Origin of the sequence: Bradyrhizobium guangxiense, assembly GCF_004114915.1 — a bacterium.
GTDB lineage: Bacteria > Pseudomonadota > Alphaproteobacteria > Rhizobiales > Xanthobacteraceae > Bradyrhizobium > Bradyrhizobium guangxiense.
The window spans coordinates 5,664,459-5,681,507 of the sequence record NZ_CP022219.1; the positions used below are offsets into that span (position 1 = coordinate 5,664,459).

Genomic DNA, 17,049 nt, shown 5'->3' on the forward strand with positions numbered 1-17,049 from the left:
ATGATAGACTGCTCGTTGCATCCGCTCCACGCTGCATCCTGACAGCGGGGTCGCTCATTAGCGCCGTCGATTGTCGCTCGAGAAAGCGAGAATTGGATGCGTGCCCCAAACTCTCCTTCATTGTCCCGACGCGGTTTCTGCCTGTGCTGCGTCGGCGGTGCTTTCGCGGCCACCGCGGGCTGGTTGACCCCGCGCCGGGCCTATGCCGAAGCCCGCGGTATCGTCAGCCTGATCAAGGACAGCGCCGCGACAACCCCGATCAAGACCTACAAGCTGCGCCACAACATCAGCGTGCTCGAAGGCTCCGGCGGCAACATCGCCGTGCTGACGGGCCCGGACGGAAAGTTGCTGGTCGACGCCGGCATCGGCGTCTCGCGCCCTCAGCTCAGCAAGGCCCTCGCCGAGCTCGGCGGCGAGCCCGTCGCGCATCTGATCAACACGCATTGGCACTTTGACCATGCCGACGGAAATGAATGGCTGCACGCGGCCGGCGCGAAGATCATCGCGCACGAAAACACCCTCAAGCACCTGTCCGTCGTTCAGCGGGTCGAGGATTGGGACTACAATTTCCTGGCTTCGTCCGCTGGCGCGCTCCCGGCCGAGATTTTTGCCAAGGAGCATCATCTCAAGCTCAACGGCGCATCGATCGCGCTAAGATATTACGGGCCGGCCCATACCGACAGCGACGTCTCGGTCATGTTCGACGAGGCCAACGTCCTGCATGTCGGCGACACCTACTGGAACGACATCTATCCGTTCATCGACTATTCGACCGGCGGCAGCATCGACGGCATGATCGCGGCGTCCGACGCCAATCTGGCGGCGGCCAACAACGACACCATCATCATTCCCGGTCACGGCAAGCCCGTCAGCAACAAGGCCGAGCTGCAGGCATTTCGCGACATGCTGGTTGCGATCAGGGACAATGTCGGCAATCTCAAGAAGCAGGGGAGGTCGCGCGACGAGATTGTTGCCGCCAAGCCCACGGCCGGATTCGACGCGAGATATGGACAGTTTCTCGTCGATCCCGGTTTCTTCACCAGGCTTGTTTATGAAGGCGTGTGATGCCGGCCGCAGCGCGTGTGATGCGCTGTGACCAACCCGCGCGGTAAGGGAGTAACCGGGCCCCGCGGCCTTTCGCCCGGCTTCACAAAACTGCAACACGCGATCCGCATAACGCGTGCGTCCGCCAACAGGAGACGCACATGCGCGCGACTTTTCTCAGCACCGTCGCAACGATCATTCTATCCGCGAGCTCTGCGCTCGCGCAGAGCGAGGGCGAATTCCCCGCCAAGCTCGCCGGCCACGTGGTGATGCCGGCCGCGACCTTCATCGATGCTCCGGCCGATCCCCCCGCCGATCTCAAGACCTCGGGCAAATATACCACCGGCAACCGCGTCGATGCGCTCGGCACCGTGATGGGCAAGTCGTATGAGCGTCCGACCGGCGTCTCCCTGCCGTTCAAGGGTCAGCCGCTGCAGGGCCATTCCGGCATCAAGACCATGCCCGACGGCTCGTTCTGGGTCATCACCGACAACGGCATGGGCGCGCGCGCTAACTCGCCGGATTCGATGCTGTACCTCAACCGCTACAAGATGGACTGGGCGAACGGCAAGATCGAGCGGCTGGAGACCATCTTCCTGCACGATCCCGACAAGAAGGTGCCGTTCCGCATCGTCCACGAGGACACCGAGAAGCGCTACCTCACCGGCTCCGATTTCGACACCGAGGGTTTCCAGATCATCGGCGATGTCTTCTGGATCGGCGACGAGTTCGGTCCGTACATCCTGAAGGCCAACAAGACCGGCAAGATCCTCGGCGTGTTCGACACGGTTGCCGACGGCAAGCCGGTGCGCTCGCCGGACAACTGGGCCGTGGCGACGCCGGGCGCGCCCGGCGCGACCTACACCAACGTCAACCTCCGCCGCTCCAAGGGCTATGAGGGCTTTGCCGCATCGAAGGACGGCAAGTTCATCTACGGCCTGCTCGAGGGCCCGCTGTGGGATGCCGAGAAGAAGGACTGGGAAAAGGTCGACGGCAAGGAAGCCTCGCGCATTCTCGAATTCGACGTCGCTGCTGAGAAGTTCACCGGTCGCTACTGGCAATATGTGTTCGAGCAGAACGGCAACGCCATCGGCGACTTCAACATGATCGATCAGGCCTCCGGCCTCATCATCGAGCGCGACAACGGCGAAGGCACGGCCGACAAGGCCTGCCCGCAGGGCACCCGCGGCGAGAACTGCTTCCCGGATCTCGCCAAGTTCAAGCGCATCTACAAGATCGAGCTCACCGACGCCAATGTCGGCAAGCCCGTGCGCAAGATCGGTTATATCGACCTGATGAAGATCAAGGATCCCGACAAGAAGGCGCGGAAGCCGCTCAACGACGGCGTTTATACCTTCCCGTTCTTCACCATCGAGAACGTCGATCGCGTCGACGAGACCCACATCATCGTCGGCAACGACAACACCCTGCCGTTCTCCTCCAGCCGCGATCCCAACAAGGCCGACGACGACGAGTTCATGCTGCTCGAAGTCGCGGACTTCCTGAAGGCGAAGTGAGCTAAGGCTCTCTCCTCCCCCTCTCCCCGTTCTTACGGGGGAGAGGGTTGGGGGGAGGGGAGTGTCCGCGGGGACGAGTTAGGCTCGCGGAGAGTCCCCCCCTCACCCGAATTCGATCTGCGATCGAATTCGACCTCTCCCCGCAAGCGGGGCGAGGTAAGGAAGCACCGCCTGCCGCCGAGCAACTAACCCGCGGGGACGATCACCATGCTCTTGTCCTTCGGCCAGCGGATGCGCCAGGCGAAGTTGATGTCTTTCACCTCGCCGGGCTTGGCATCGAACGACCATTCCAGCACGCCGCGCTTGTCGCGGATGTTGCTCGCGGTCGGCTGGGTGCTGGAGGGCAGCATCTCGACCACGATGTCCTCGCTCTCGCTGACCGGCAGCTGATCCTCGATCGCGACCTTGATCGGGAAATCATGCCCGTTGCGGATCGTGGTCTTGAACGACCGCTCGTCGGTCTTGGACGTCGTGACCAGCAGGCCTGCCGAGCCTTCGTTACGCTTGAGCACCGCGCGCTCGATCCTGACCTTGTCGTCGGCGCCGAAGCCGAGCCGCACGATGTCGTCCTTGGCCGACGCCGAAATCTTGCCGCGGCCGACAAAGACACCGTCGCGGTAGATCGCGACCTTGCCCGGCAGCAACGTCGTGTCGTCGGTCTGCTTGAAGCTGGCTTCGAGGAAAGCGGTCGGGTCCAGCACCGGCGCCGCGCGCACCGCGAGTTCGGCGGGCACGGTCATCGCCGCGATGCGCATGCTCTTGGCGCCCTCCTGTGCGCCGAGGCTGACGCGGCCGGGAATCTTGAACGTGGCCTGGAAATCGCCGATCTCGGCGACGGCCTGCTGCTCGTCGGCGCGCTCGCGCACCTCGGCCGCTTCGGCGGCCTTGGACACGGGCTCGTACGAGCGCTGGCGAACAGTTGGCGCGGGACGCGCCAAATCGGAGGCTGTGCCGAGCGCCATTGGCTTCGGCACCTGCGGATATTGCGCGACCAGCGAACCCAGCTCCGGCGCACTGCCGCCGCGGCTGATGCGGACCGTGGAGACGCCCAGTGTCACGTTCGACCAGTCCTCGCCGGTCGATTGCGTGATCTCAGCGCGACGGACCAACTCGAGCTGCGGCTTGCGGTCCTTGGCGCCGGTGTCGAGCCGGGCATCATAGAGCGGGACCCAGCGCGCGTTGCGCACCGCATAGGTCACGCGCAATGTCGCTTTGGTCGCGGCGGCCGAGGCGACGTCGATCCGCACTTCCAGCTTGCTCGACGGCTTGGCAGAGCGTTCGGCTTCGAGCTGTGCGATCTGGCGGTCGATCTCGCGCTGCTTTCGCGTGGCGTCGCGGATCGCCGTGTCGGCGGTTGCGATCTCTTCGGCCACCGCGGCAAAGGCCGCGCGCCATTCGGTGATCGGCCTCGCCTCGCCCTTGTCGCCGAGGCCGGCCGGCGAGGCTTCGGCGAAGTGCTGCGCGAATTTGCGCCGGGCGTTGGCCGCATCGACCATGCCTTGCAGGTCGGCCCGCTGATCTCTCAGCGCTTCGATGCGCTTGTCCAGCTCGGGCAGGTTGACGGGCGGCGCGATCCGCGGCGGCCGGGCGTCGATCGTGCCGATGGTGAGCTTGGCGCCAGCCTCACCCTCGACGCGAAGCGAGGACGGATCGAGCGAAAGCGGAAAATCCTTGGCGACCAGCGTTGAGTCGCCGGCAGCGAGGTCCAGCGCGATGATGCGGGTGACGGTGGCACCATCCGGATAAACGGTGATGGTGTCGATGGTCGACGTCGCGTCGACGTCGGCGGCCCATGACGGCAGCGGGAAGGCCGTGGTCACCAGGACCAGGGTCGTCGTTGCCAAACATTTTGCGGTGATGCGCATCAAAGTCCCTCCTGCCGGTATCGACGCGCCGCCAGCCGGACGCGCGAAAGATGCCTCGCCAACGTGGTTGGACGCGGCAGCGAAGGAACTGGTTCGATTGGGGTTTCGGTGGGGCGCCGCTGCGGCAGCACCGAGGCCGCTGAACGCCCGGAGTCCTCAGACCCGGGTCGGGGCGCCCTGGCCGAAGATGCGCCGGAGCAAATCGGTCACGTTCTTGGCACCCGCCTTCTTCAGGATGCTGGCACGGTAACCTTCGACCGTCCGTGCGCTCAGATGCATTCGCCGGGCGATCTCCTTGTTGGTCAGGCCGGCGGCCAGGTGCTCGAGCACGTCGACTTCGCGCGCTGTCAGCGGCTCGCAGCCGGGCAGCCAGCCCTGTCGGCTCGTGCCGGGCTGCGCGAATTCATCGATGGCGGCATCGATCCGGCCGACGACGTCGTGGGTACGGAACGGCTTTTCGATGAAGTCGGCCGCGCCGCTCTTGATGGCGTCGACCGCCAAGGCAATGCTGCCATTCGCCGAGGTCACCAGCACCGGCGCCATGCAGTTTTCCTCGCGCAGCCGCTTGAGCACGTCGAGACCGGAGCGATCGGACGGCAGCTCCAGCAGCACGCAGGCCGGCATCCGCGCCTTTGCCTCGGACAAGAGAGACGCACCATCAGCGAAGCAGATCACGTCATAGGCACGCTGTTGGAGCGCGGTCGAAAGTTGTTCGCGGGAGGCCGCGTCGGTGTCGATGACGAATACCTCACCCTTGGAAAGCGTGTTCCCCGGCATAATCTCGATCCAGCAATGTCTTGGTCAAATGGCCCGAGACGGAAGCAGGCCTCATCGCCTCGCCGCGCCGTCATGAGCACGGCATTCACGCCGGTGCTTCGGTTTCCCCTATGTATGTTCCAGCCGGTTCCTGGATTTGACGGATCGAGACAGAAACTTTACATTTCGGGACATCTGCGGGAATGGCTCGCAGGAACGGTTCGCATGACCGACCTCGTTCGCAGCGCAGGCTTGAGCTATTACCCGGAAATCGCCCGGTCGGTCGGACTCGATCCAAAACAGATGATGCGCAAGGCCAGGCTGCCGCTGGCCTGTCTCGACAAGCCCGACACTCCCATTGCGGTCGCTGGCCTGCGTCGCCTGCTCGAATTGTCGGCAGAAGCGTCCGGCGCCGAAGATTTCGGCTTGCGCCTCGCCGAGCGCGGCGGTCTGACCAATTTCGGCGCGGTCGGCCTGATCGTACGCGAACAGGCGACCGTCGGCGAGGCGATCGAGGCGTTCTCGCGTTTCATCCATACCCATCATGACGGCATGCGGTTGGACGTGACGCGCGGCAGGCAGACCGTCACGGTCACGCTGCATCTGCGCGGTCGGCCGATCGCACCGCGCCAGTCGATCGACATGGCGCTCGGCAGCATCCACCGCATCATCCAGTCGCTGTACGGCCATGATTGGCGGCCGCTGGAGGTGCATCTGCATTATCCGCCGCCGCACGATCGCAAGCGCTATCGCGACTTCTTCGGCTGCCGCGTGACCTTCAATGCCGAGGATGATGCGATCGTGCTGTCGGCGCACGACATGGACCGCCGGATCCCGAGCGCGCATCCCCTGATCGCGAACTACCTGCGCAAGCGGATCGAGGCGATCGAGACCCGGCCGGCAAATTGGGAAGGGAAAGTCGACGAGGTCGTGCGGACCCTGCTCGCCAGCGGCGACTGCACCGTCGAGCGCGTGGCTGAGCATCTTGCTTGCACCCGTCGCACCATCCACCGCCGCCTTGCCGCCTCTGGCACCAGCTTCTCGACCATTCTGGATGCGCGACGCGCCGATCTCGTGACTCAGTTGATCGACGACCCCGGCCGGCCGCTGGCTGACATCGCGGTGCAGCTTGGCTTTTCCGCGCAGAGCGCCATGGCACGCTGGTTCCGCGGCCGGTTCGGCTGCAGCATCACCGATTGGCGCAAGGGCGTGCGGCCCCAGGTACCGCCCCATGGGCCCTCGGCGACCGCAGCTTGAGTTCAGCGCGCCGGAACAGGCACGCCCATTGTGGCGAGGGCACGCCGGCGGCTGCCGGCAAGCAGCGGACCGAACGCGACGGCAAATCCGAGGAACGCGACGATCCAGCCACAGGCGGCGATGTGCAGCAACAGATCGCCATGCGCTGGTAACGCCACAGCGGCGACCCGAGCCAGAGCTGCAATGATGACCGCGGCATAGATTCCCTGGATCGCTGGCGAAGCCGTCAACGCCTGTCCGGTATGGCCAAGACTCGCGCGGGTCATCACCGCGAGCGTCATGGTTCCCGCCGCTCCTGTCATCCAGGCGTGGATGCCCGCGCTCGGCGGCAGCGCTCCGAGGACCGCCAGGGCGTGCAGGATGAAGCCGATCGGCACGAAGACGTAACCGACATGCAGGATCACCAGCAGCCGCTCGCGAAAAGTGCGATCGCCGGCCCAGCGCCCCAGCCGCACCAGATGCAGCCCGCCGACAAGCGCCATCAGGACACCGGTGACGGCATTCAGCGGCGCCACGACCCAGAAGATGAGCGCGAGCGCGCTGCATCCGATCACTGCACCGTCGAAGCGCCCGAACGGCACCGGCAGACGGCCGGGATTGAACTTGCCCAGCCAGTTGCGGGTGAAGCTCGGAATGATGCGGCCGCCGATCAGCGCGATCAGCAGCACAACCACGCCGATGCCGACCCGAACGCTGACATCGGCCGCGCCGTGGTCATGCGCCTCGAGATGAAAAGCGACGTTGCCGGCGAGCAGAACGAACACCAGCCCCACCACAGGCAGGTTGCGCCAATTGCCGCCTGCGATGATCTCGCGCGCCGCGGCGGCGACGACCAGCGCCAGGAAGGCCGCATCGACGACTAGCGCAAACGCCCAGCCGGTATCGGCCGACAGCGTGACTGCGACGCGCCCGGCCAGCCAGACCATCAGCAACGCCCCCAGCGAGGTGCCCTGGATCGGCAGCCGCCCGGTCCAGTTCGGAATGGCCGTGAACAGGAACCCGGTGATCACCGCCGGCAGGAAGCCATAAAGCATCTCGTGGACGTGCCAGTCGCGCGGCGCGAATGCGGAACTCACCGACAATTCGCCATAGAACATCGGCAGCCAGGCCAGGATCGACAACCCCGCCTGGATCGCGGCGAGCAGGAAGAAGGGCCGAAAACTGTTCGCAAATAGCGGCCACCCCGCATAGTTCCGGGATCGAGCGCCAGCCATGGGTCAACTCCAATGAATTCAGACCATTGTTTGGAAAAATACTGCCACCCGAGAGCCCCGTTTTGCGCTATCGCAAACTATCTTGCGATTGCAGGTGCCATCACACTCCCGAGCGCCAAGGAGGCAGAATGGCCAAGGTCGACACATCGCTGGTTGCGCATTTGCCGCTGTTTGCGGGCGTCAGCCCGGAAGCTCTGGACGAGATCCTGCGCGAGGCCCGTTCGGCGCGTTATCCGAAGAACAGTGCCATCTTCGAGCAGGGCGCGGACGCCCAGTCCTTTTTCCTGCTGCTGCATGGCCATGTCCGTGCGGCCAAGACCACGCCGACCGGCGAACAGATCGTGGTGCGCTACGTCGCGCCCGGCGAAACGTTCGGGCTCGCCATGGCGATCGGCGCCGCGCGGTACCCGGCGACCGCGATCGCGGTCGATGACAGCGTGGTGCTGATCTGGCCGACCTCAGCCTGGCCGCGGCTGGTCGAGCGATTTCCCTCGCTGGCCGCCAACACGCTCCAGACGGTCGGCACGCGCCTGCAGGAGAGCCACACCCGCATTCTGGAAATGTCGACCCAGCAAGTCGAGCAGCGCGTTGCGCATGCGTTGCTGCGCCTCGCCAAACAGTCCGGCAAGAAGCTCGACCACGGCATCGAGATCGACTTCCCGATCAGCCGCCAGGACATCGCGCAGATGACCGGCACCACGCTGCACACCGTCAGCCGCATCCTGAGCGGTTGGGAAAGCCAAGGCCTCGTCGAGAGCGGCCGCCAGCGCATCATCCTGCGCGATCCGCACGGGATCGTCGTCTTGGCGGAGCGGAGCGCCGACGGAGCGGCGTGACAGCCGCACCAGGACGTCTCGGCCCAAGATTAGGGGTGAGGAAGGCTTCCGCTTACGGCGAAAGCCGTCCCTCACCGGGGAATCCGCGCGCCCGCGCGAATTCCAGACCGCTTCACGCCGGCACGCAATCACACAGCGCTGCCAGGAATTTGGCGCGGTCGATGCCATGCTCGCGGCAGGCATCGTCCACCGTGTGGAAGGTTGCGATCGGGCAACCCACGCAAGCCATCCTGAAGGCCAGAAACACGCGGATCGTGTGCGGCGCCGTGCGCATGATGTCGTCGACCAGATCGTCGGATCCAAAAGACATGGATAACTCCGTTCCAATACGACGATAGCAGAACGGGCCGGGGCCTCCTTGTCGAAGCGCAAGCTGGCTTGTCAATCCGGGGCACGCGAAGCGCGAACTCTGATGCGCAATTACGCATCTGCGCAGCAGATGACGTGGAGGAATGGACTCCAGGCTCGCGCCGCAGGGCGAGCTCCGGCATGAAGGGAGGAGAGACCTTACACAGCGCGGCTGTGCAGCTGCTTTGCCGGATTCAGATGCGCGTCGAACGCTGCGGCGACGCTGCGGACCAGAAAACGCGAATCCTTTGCAACGGCGAGGCGGTTGCCCTCCAGTTTCACGACGCCGTCGGAGATGAGCGGTTTCAGGCGCGCCGCAGAGTTCAGCATCGCCCCGGCTTCTGCGCCATGGCGCGCGCAGATGTCGCCGAGATCCGCGCTGAACTCGCACATGATGCGCTCGATGATATCGGCGCGCAGCCGGTCGTCGTCGGTGAGCCCATAGCCCCTCGCGGTGGCGAGGCGGCCCGCGGCGATGCTCTGCGCATAGGCGCCGATCTGCACCTCGTTCTGGACGTAGCCCTGCGGCAAATGCCCGATCGCGCTCGCACCGAAACCGAGCAAGATGTCACTCTTGTCGGTGGTGTAGCCCTGAAAATTGCGCCGCAGCGTGTGCTCCTCGAAGGCTACCGCCATGGAATCTTCTGGGCGCGCGAAATGATCGAGCCCGATCTGCACGTAACCGGCCTCCTTCAGCGCATTCGCGATCGCGCAGGCCTGGTCGTGGCGCGCAAGGCCGTCAGGCAGCACAGCCTCGTTGATCATGCGCTGATGCTTCTTAAACTCAGGCACGTGGGCGTAGCCGAACACGGAGAAGCGGTCAGGCGCGAGCGAGAGGCTGCGGCGAACGGTATCCAGGCACGATGCGACGGTCTGGTGCGGCAGCCCGTAGATCAGGTCGAAATTGATTCCCGCGATGCCGGCGCGCCTGAGCATGTCGACCACGGAAGCGGTCTGCTCGAAGCTCTGCATGCGGTTGATCGCGCGCTGCACCACCGGATCGAAGCTCTGCACGCCAAGGCTCGCGCGGTTGACGCCGGAGAGCCGCATCGCCTCGACCATGTCGGCGGTCAATGTGCGGGGATCGATCTCGACCGCGATCTCGGCCGAGGGCAGCACGAAGAACTCATGGCGCATCGTCGCCATCAACTCGGCGAAAGCTTCCGGTGCCATGATCGTCGGCGTGCCGCCGCCGAAATGGATATGCTCCACCTTGATGCGGCGGCCGATGGTTTCGGCGACCTGCACGATCTCGCTCCGCAGCGTCCGCTGATAGCCGGCGATGAGCTCGTCGCGGCGGACGATCTGGGTATGACAGCCGCAATACCAGCACATCTCGCGGCAGAACGGCACATGGAGATAGAGCGACGCGCTGGCGCCGGCAGGGAGCTCGGACAGCCACCGAGCGTAGGTATCGGCACCGATCGCCGATGAGAAGTGCGGCGCGGTCGGATAGCTCGTGTAGCGCGGCAGTCTCTCTTCGCCGTAACTCGCTGCGAGATCGGCCCTCATGCTGTTACCCATTCGTAAATTCCGGCCGCGAACCATCGCGACAAGCCCCGGACAATCCTCAATTTACCCGCTTGCGGCGGGCTCACATTGCGCTCGCTCAAAGTTTCGCCGCTGGATCGGGGCCATGGTGACGTTCAATCATTGCCCTCCGGGAGATAGGCCATGGCGTCGTTCGCGCTCGATCTCGTTCTCTGGCTCACCGGCATTCGCGGCCATATCCCGCGCTTCGACGATTTTCGTCCCGTCCCCGCCGCGCCCGCAACCGGCGCCGGTCACCTCGCACGGGTCCTGGCCCTCATGGCTGCCGTCTTCGCCGCACTGTCGCTCGCGGTCTGGGGCACGGTCTGGATGGCGATCCACCTGCTCTGATCGGGGGCATCCATACGATCGCGACCGAATTCAGCTGAACATGCGAACGATTTGCCGCTTGAGCGGCCGATAGCGCACAACATCTGTCCCTCGCATGATCGATGCGGCCTTCGGCGTATCTCTTGAGGAACTTACCAGAGACGAATCCGGCGAAAGCTTGTCGCAGCGCAAACACACTTGCCGTAACAGGCGCACAACTGCATCCCGTCATCAAGACCATTTCAGATGAAGGATACTTCCGATGTTCACCCGCAGAGTCGCATTGATCGGCGCCGCCGCGACAGCTCTGATGCTGGCGACCCCCGCTTTGGCTGGCGATGATCTCAAACTGCCGCGTCAAAAGGTCGAGCTGGTGGCTCCGCCCTTCGTGCATGCGCACGAGCAGGCGACCAAGCAGGGCCCCAAGATCATCGAGTTCAAGCTTACGATCGAGGAGAAGAAGGTCGTCATCGACGAGAAGGGCACCACCTTCCAGGCCATGACCTTCAACGGCTCGATGCCTGGCCCGCTGATGGTCGTGCATGAGGGCGACTACGTCGAAACGACGCTGGTCAATCCCTCGACCAACACCATGCCGCACAACATCGACTTCCATTCCGCGACCGGCGCGCTCGGCGGCGGCGCACTGACGCTGATCAATCCCGGCGAGCAGGTCGTGCTGCGCTGGAAGGCGACCAAGACCGGCGTGTTCGTCTACCATTGCGCCCCGGGCGGCCCGATGATCCCCTGGCACGTCGTCTCCGGCATGAACGGTGCCGTGATGGTGCTGCCGCGCGATGGGCTGAACGATGGCAAGGGCCACGCGCTGAAATACGACAAGATCTACTATATCGGCGAGCAGGACATGTATGTGCCCCGCGACGAGAAGGGCAACTTCAAGTCCTACGACTCGCCGGGTGAAGCCTTCACCGACACCGAAGAGGTGATGAAGAAGCTGACCCCCACCCACGTCGTGTTCAACGGCAAGGTCGGCGCGCTCACCGGCAAGAACGCACTGACCGCGAATGTCGGCGAGAACGTGCTGATCGTGCACTCGCAGGCCAATCGCGACAGCCGTCCGCATCTGATCGGCGGCCATGGCGATTATGTCTGGGAGACCGGCAAGTTCGGCAATGCACCTGAGGTCGGGCTCGAGACCTGGTTCATCCGCGGCGGTTCAGCAGGAGCTGCGCTGTACAAGTTCCAGCAGCCCGGCATCTACGCCTACGTCACGCACAATCTGATCGAGGCCGCAGACCTCGGTGCCACCGCGCACTTCAAGGTCGAAGGCAAGTGGAACGACGATCTGATGATGCAAGTGAAGGCACCTGCCGAAATACCGGCGGCCAACACCAACTGAACACGACAAGGGGCCGGTCATTGCCGGCCCCTTCTTCCTTCGGGGATGGCCATGTTGATCGCATTCAAGCTCAAACTGACACTCGCCTGCGTCGCCGGACTCGCCGGACCGATCGCGATCGCGCCGCTGATCTCGAGCATGGCGGTCCACGGCACGGCGGGAGAGCCTGCGATCGTCGAGATCGCGCCGGGCGGCCAGTCCTACCGCGAAGCCGGCGATTTCACGCGCGGCGGACAGCAGGCCGAAGCGCCGCTGCGCGCGATGCGCATGGAGCGTCCGCTGCACATCATGCGAAACCAGGTCTCGTCTTCCGACTACCAACTTTGCGTGCAGGATGGCGCCTGTCGCGCGCTTGATCCAGACGTGGCGATCGCCCCCGATCGTCCGGCAGTGCAGGTGAACTGGCACGACGCCGAAGCCTATGCCGGTTGGCTGTCGCGCAAGACAGGCCGCTACTACCGCCTTCCGAGCGACGTCGAATGGGCCTTCGCGGCGGGATCCAGATTCAAGGATGATGGCGTGGCGGTCGATGCGAACGATCCTTCAAAGCGCTGGATCAGCCGCTATGAGCGCGAATCCGAACGCGACCTCTCCGACACTACAGCTTATCCGTTCGGCAAGTTCGGGCCGAACGAGCACGGGGTTGAAGATCTCGCCGGCAATGTCTGGGAGTGGACCTCGACCTGCTTCGTGCGCTCGCGTGTCGACGTTTCAGGCAATGCCGGCCGCCCGACTGTGAATTGCGGCGTACGTGTCGCCGAGGGCGCGCACCGCGCCTATGTCACCGATTTCATCCGCGATGCCCGCGCCGGCGGCTGCGCCCAGGGCGTCCCGCCTGCCAATCTCGGCTTCCGTCTGGTCCGCGAACAGACGTCCTGGGTGGCGAGCCTCTCAGGACGCCTCAGCAAGGCCTGGTCAGCAAGATCGTGACCTTAAGCGGGGCCGGTTGCCTGCGCGATCCGCGTGGCGTCGAGCATGCCCTCCAGCAGCGCGACGGCTTTGCCGTGGCGCCGCCGGGCAAGGCGTTCCTCACCCACCCTGCGTTCGTGCTCCCCGGCAATGAAAGCGTGGATGTCTGCCGTCCGGCGAATGCCGCCGCGACTACCCCACGTGCCGTCTTCGACTTCGGTCGGAAACACCCAGACGCGCGAGGCCACGTCGTCGAAGCTGCCGCCTTCTGCACGAGCAACGGCGTCGGTGACGTCCTTCACGAGCGCCTTTCGCGACGCATCCGTATACTGGCCTTCGGGAACAGAAGGCACGATTCGGTAGCGCGGCTTTTCCGACGGTACCCCCGCGACAAAGACGGCGGTCGGCCGGTGCAGGAAGACGACCGTGACGCCTTGCGCCACCCGGCTTGCCGGGTCGAACCCTTCGTGTCCGATCAGAATGTCGCCAAGCTCCTTCACCAAGTGAGCTTCCGCTTCGGCCGTCAGGGCTCCTTCGGGAATTGTCAGATCGATCATCGGCATGGTTGAACCTCCTGGCATTGTTCCGCGGCGCCCGTTGTCGGCGACGCGCATGAGCCGTTCTAGGACTCGGTGCCCCCGGGCGGCAGTGGCGATATCGCCATTTTTGGAGGTATTTCGGACAGGCCCCCTCAGGCAGCGACGGCGGCGCGCGGCCAATGATGGCGTGAAAACCGCCGCTGGTATTCTCGTGGCAACAGTCCCGTTTCCCGCTTGAACAGGCGCCGGAACGTTGAAAGGTCGCCGTAGCCGACGCGCCGGCTCACGGCATCCATCGTCAAACTCTTCGTTTCCAGCAACCGCTTGGCGACTTCTATCCGCAGGCTCTGCAGATAGTGCAGCGGCGTCTTGCCCATCGCCCGCTTGAAACGCCGATTGAGAGTTCGCTCGCTGACCGCCAACTGACGTGCGAGCTCGCCAAGGCTGAAGCCGCGCTGGAGCGACTTCTCCATCCAGCGCTGGGCGCGCAACACCAGCGGATCGGAATGCGGCTTTTCCTGCATGCTCGCATAGGACGACTGCGCCACCCGGTTGCTGTCAATCAGCATCAGCTTGCCAGTTTCCGCAGCGACCTCCGTGCTGACGAGCTTCTGGACGATTCGCAGCGCAAGATTGAGGGCGCTCGTCACCGCGGCGCTGCAGATAATGTCGTCCTGCTCGGTGATGATGTCGTTGATCCGCAGATCCACATCGGGATAGCGGTGCGCGAACGTCTTGCCTCGCGCCCAATGCGTCGTCGCCACGGAGCCGTCGAGCAGACCAGCTTCGGCCAGCAGGAAACTTCCCGTGCAATAGGACGCGAGCAGCACGCCGCGCTGGTGCTGCCGGCGCAAGGCGGCGATCAGCGGTGTGACCAGATCCTTCCGTTCCAGGAATCTTTCCACGTCGGGCACAAACGGGCCGGGCACGACGACAGCATCTGCCGAGGAACGCGTGGTGATTGGCCCATCCACATCGATGCGTTGACCCGAAGCTGTACGAATCCCCCGGCCATCGATGGATTCGATGCGCCAATGCAATGGCGTCGGCTTCCCCGATTGCCTGCGTTCGGCCGCAATCCAGTTGGCCGCCGTGAAAACGTCGACCATGCCGGCGACGCTCGAGGCGAGAATCCCCTCATAGACCCAGATCCTGACCAGCGGCATCGCCATGTCCGATTTTGCCTTCGACGAGGAAATACTGCCACGGCCGGGCCGGCGACGACAAGCCGTCCGCGGGCTCGGCCGCTCGGGCGAACCACGCCGAACGCAGAGGCGGGGCTCTCTCAAACTAGATCGTGCGCGCGAACATGCGAAAGCCGGGCGCGCCGATGATCGTCTCGAAGGCGGGATCGCGCTTCTCTTCCGCAAAGACAAAGCCCGCCTTGGCATAGGCGCGCTCAGCGGGCTCGTTGCCGATCAGGAACGATATCGTCGCCCGGGTGAACCCAGCCGCCCGCCCCTTGTCCAGAGCGTGGGCGATCAGCGCTTGCACAAGACCGCGGCCGCGAGAGGCCGGATCGGTCGCAACATGCTCGATCATCCAATCGCCCTCGCCGCCCTGGACCCAGCAGGTCCGCGTATAAGTCCCGCGGCGGCGGATGGCTTCCAGCTCGATCGTGGCGAGCCCGGTCGCAAACGCGACTTCTTCGATCGCGCGCCAGGCCGCAGGTCCGGTACCGGCTGCGGGCAACGCACAAAGTGCCGCCGCCGGCTTGCCATCGACCTCGGCGACCAGGAATTGCGAGACGTGCCACATCGATACGGCACGCGCGACCGCGATGCGCGCGACGAAATCGCGGCACTGCGCGTCGGGGAGTGCGAGGGCGACGTCGAACCATCCGCGCGGCCGGTAGCCGCGCTGTGACGACAGGATGGTTTGAGCGATGAACTCGGCGTCGTCGGGACGCGCCGACCGTATCGTCATGCGCGCCCCCCAGATCACGTCGCCCTTACGTGTTCTTCAGCGCGACGCGGAATTCGGCTTCGGTCTTGGCCTTGACCTCGTCGAGCGAAACGCCGTCGGCGAGCTCGATCAAGGCCATGCCGCCGTCGCCGTGCTTGTCGATGGTGAAGACGGCGAGATCCGTGACGACCATGTCGACCACGCGCTCGCCGGTCAGCGGCAAGTTGCACTTCTTCAGGAGCTTCGAGCCGTCCTTGGCCGAGTGCTCCATTACCACGACGACGCGCTTGACGCCGGCGACGAGGTCCATCGCGCCGCCCATGCCCTTGACCATCTTGCCCGGGATCATCCAGTTGGCGAGATCGCCATTCTGGGCCACCTGCATGGCGCCGAGGATCGACAGGTCCATGTGGCCGCCGCGGATCATGCCGAAGGAATCCGCGCTCGAGAAATAAGAGGTCGAGGGCAGCTCGCTGACGGTCTGCTTGCCGGCGTTGATGAGATCGGCGTCTTCCTCGCCCTCATAGGGGAATGGGCCCATGCCGAGCATGCCGTTCTCGCTCTGCAGGCTGACGTCGACGCCGTCGGGGATGTAGTTCGAGACCAGCGTCGGGATGCCGATGCCGAGATTGACGTAATAGCCGTCGCGCAATTCCTTCGCGGCACGCGCGGCCATCTGTTCACGGGTCCAGGCCATCAGATTTCAACTCCAGTGCCGGCCGCCGGCGCGTTCGTCGGGCGCGGGCGGGTGTTGCGGAATTCGATGCGCTTCTTGGCCGTACCGACCTCGACGATGCGCTTCACGAAGATGCCGGGCGTGTGGATGTGGTCGGGATTGAGTTCACCGGCCGGAACCAGGTGCTCGACCTCGGCCACGGTGATCTTGGCGGCGGTCGCCATCATCGGGTTAAAGTTGCGCGCGGTCTTGCGGTAGATGAGGTTGCCGGCGGTGTCGCCCTTCCAGGCATGCACGATGGCGAGATCGGCGAACAGGCCGCGCTCCATCAGATATTTCTCGCCGTCGAATTCCTTCACTTCCTTGCCTTCGGCGATCAGCGTGCCGACGCCGGTCTTGGTGTAGAAGGCCGGGATACCGGCGCCGCCGGCGCGGATGCGCTCGGCCAGCGTGCCTTGCGGATTGAATTCGAGTTCCAGCTCGCCGGCGAGGAATTGCTGGGCGAACAGCTTGTTCTCGCCGACATAGGAGGAGATCATCTTCTTGATCTGCCGTGTTTCCAACAGGCGGCTGAGCCCGATGCCGTCGACGCCGGCATTGTTGGAGACCACCGTCAGGCCCTTGACGCCGGACTCGCGGATCGCATCCGACAGCGCCTCGGCGATGCCGCAGAGGCCGAAGCCTCCCGACATGATCATCATGTTGTCTTTCAGAATGCCTGACAGAGCCGACTTGGCGTCGGGATAGACCTTGTTCATGCAAAAAACCTTCGACTGAACCTGCGGCTTGGAGGCCTCGCGCCCTATTGGCGGCGATTATTAGGCGAAATCCTCCAAAGCCGTCAATGATACGGGGTTCTCTGCACCGCGCCCGGGTGATAGAAGCTGCCCACACCGTGGGCAGAACCGTCCGCGGCCTTGAAAGCGACAAGAAAACCCATCAAGTTGCGGGGGTTGGGCGTGG

General features: G+C 64.5%; 17 protein-coding genes. 7 read left to right on the forward strand and 10 right to left on the reverse strand.

The features are described from left to right. Positions 1 to 96 precede the first annotated feature (96 nt). Both X268_RS27200 and X268_RS27205 read left to right on the forward strand, forming a co-directional pair. Entirely contained in the window at positions 97 to 1,065 is a 969-nt protein-coding gene (locus X268_RS27200; protein ID WP_128927785.1) for an MBL fold metallo-hydrolase, read from the forward strand. A 140-nt stretch (positions 1,066 to 1,205) separates the two neighbouring features. After that, complete coding sequence (locus tag X268_RS27205) at positions 1,206 to 2,561, forward strand: esterase-like activity of phytase family protein (RefSeq protein WP_128927786.1); 1,356 nt, start codon at positions 1,206 to 1,208, stop codon at positions 2,559 to 2,561. A 185-nt stretch (positions 2,562 to 2,746) separates the two neighbouring features. Here the strand turns inward: X268_RS27205 and X268_RS27210 are convergent, their stop codons facing one another. Both X268_RS27210 and X268_RS27215 read right to left on the reverse strand, forming a co-directional pair. Further along, positions 2,747 to 4,426 carry a mucoidy inhibitor MuiA family protein gene (locus X268_RS27210; RefSeq protein WP_128927787.1) on the reverse strand — a complete coding sequence of 560 codons (1,680 nt, stop codon included), beginning with the start codon at positions 4,424 to 4,426 and terminating at the stop codon, positions 2,747 to 2,749. A gap of 156 nt (positions 4,427 to 4,582) precedes the next feature. Then, positions 4,583 to 5,203 carry a response regulator transcription factor gene (locus X268_RS27215; RefSeq protein WP_128927788.1) on the reverse strand — a complete coding sequence of 207 codons (621 nt, stop codon included), beginning with the start codon at positions 5,201 to 5,203 and terminating at the stop codon, positions 4,583 to 4,585. Positions 5,204 to 5,407: 204 nt separating this feature from the next. On the opposite strand from X268_RS27215, the gene X268_RS27220 reads away from it, so the two are divergent. After that, the gene (locus tag X268_RS27220) at positions 5,408 to 6,439 is read left to right on the forward strand and encodes an AraC family transcriptional regulator ligand-binding domain-containing protein (RefSeq protein WP_128929402.1); all 1,032 of its coding nucleotides are present in this window, start codon (positions 5,408 to 5,410) and stop codon (positions 6,437 to 6,439) included. A gap of 2 nt (positions 6,440 to 6,441) precedes the next feature. On the opposite strand, the gene X268_RS27225 is transcribed toward X268_RS27220, so the two are convergent. Next, on the reverse strand, positions 6,442 to 7,653 hold the full coding sequence (locus X268_RS27225; protein WP_128927789.1) for an NnrS family protein: 1,212 nt from the start codon (positions 7,651 to 7,653) through the stop codon (positions 6,442 to 6,444). A 128-nt stretch (positions 7,654 to 7,781) separates the two neighbouring features. Between X268_RS27225 and X268_RS27230 the strand changes: the two genes are divergently transcribed. Next, positions 7,782 to 8,489: a Crp/Fnr family transcriptional regulator gene (locus X268_RS27230; RefSeq protein ID WP_128927790.1), complete on the forward strand. Its 708-nt coding sequence runs from the start codon at positions 7,782 to 7,784 to the stop codon at positions 8,487 to 8,489. Between the two features lie 112 nt (positions 8,490 to 8,601). On the opposite strand, the gene X268_RS27235 is transcribed toward X268_RS27230, so the two are convergent. Continuing rightward, the gene (locus tag X268_RS27235) at positions 8,602 to 8,799 is read right to left on the reverse strand and encodes a DUF1858 domain-containing protein (protein WP_128927791.1); all 198 of its coding nucleotides are present in this window, start codon (positions 8,797 to 8,799) and stop codon (positions 8,602 to 8,604) included. Positions 8,800 to 8,996: 197 nt separating this feature from the next. Beyond that, on the reverse strand, positions 8,997 to 10,349 hold the full coding sequence (hemN, locus tag X268_RS27240; RefSeq protein WP_128929403.1) for an oxygen-independent coproporphyrinogen III oxidase: 1,353 nt from the start codon (positions 10,347 to 10,349) through the stop codon (positions 8,997 to 8,999). 162 nt (positions 10,350 to 10,511) lie between these two features. On the opposite strand from hemN, the gene X268_RS27245 reads away from it, so the two are divergent. From X268_RS27245 to X268_RS27255, 3 genes are all read left to right on the forward strand, one after another. After that, entirely contained in the window at positions 10,512 to 10,718 is a 207-nt protein-coding gene (locus tag X268_RS27245; protein WP_128927792.1) for a hypothetical protein, read from the forward strand. A gap of 241 nt (positions 10,719 to 10,959) precedes the next feature. Continuing rightward, entirely contained in the window at positions 10,960 to 12,057 is a 1,098-nt protein-coding gene (gene nirK / locus X268_RS27250) for a copper-containing nitrite reductase (protein ID WP_164937956.1), read from the forward strand. A 51-nt stretch (positions 12,058 to 12,108) separates the two neighbouring features. Continuing rightward, entirely contained in the window at positions 12,109 to 12,987 is an 879-nt protein-coding gene (locus X268_RS27255) for an SUMF1/EgtB/PvdO family nonheme iron enzyme (RefSeq protein ID WP_128927794.1), read from the forward strand. Positions 12,988 to 12,989: 2 nt separating this feature from the next. Here X268_RS27255 and X268_RS27260 read toward each other — a convergent pair whose 3' ends face one another. The 5 genes from X268_RS27260 to X268_RS27280 form a co-directional block, all read right to left on the reverse strand. Next, a complete protein-coding gene (locus X268_RS27260) occupies positions 12,990 to 13,529 on the reverse strand; it encodes a tautomerase family protein (protein ID WP_128927795.1) in 540 nt (179 codons plus the stop codon). A gap of 128 nt (positions 13,530 to 13,657) precedes the next feature. Beyond that, complete coding sequence (locus tag X268_RS27265) at positions 13,658 to 14,677, reverse strand: GlxA family transcriptional regulator (protein ID WP_245477678.1); 1,020 nt, start codon at positions 14,675 to 14,677, stop codon at positions 13,658 to 13,660. A 118-nt stretch (positions 14,678 to 14,795) separates the two neighbouring features. Further along, positions 14,796 to 15,431 carry a GNAT family N-acetyltransferase gene (locus X268_RS27270; protein ID WP_128927796.1) on the reverse strand — a complete coding sequence of 212 codons (636 nt, stop codon included), beginning with the start codon at positions 15,429 to 15,431 and terminating at the stop codon, positions 14,796 to 14,798. A 25-nt stretch (positions 15,432 to 15,456) separates the two neighbouring features. Next, on the reverse strand, positions 15,457 to 16,107 hold the full coding sequence (locus X268_RS27275; RefSeq protein ID WP_128927797.1) for a CoA transferase subunit B: 651 nt from the start codon (positions 16,105 to 16,107) through the stop codon (positions 15,457 to 15,459). Beyond that, positions 16,107 to 16,844, reverse strand: a complete 738-nt coding sequence (locus tag X268_RS27280; protein ID WP_128927798.1) for a CoA transferase subunit A — start codon at positions 16,842 to 16,844, stop codon at positions 16,107 to 16,109. The genes X268_RS27275 and X268_RS27280 overlap by 1 nt, the downstream gene beginning before the upstream one ends. Positions 16,845 to 17,049: the final 205 nt, after the last annotated feature.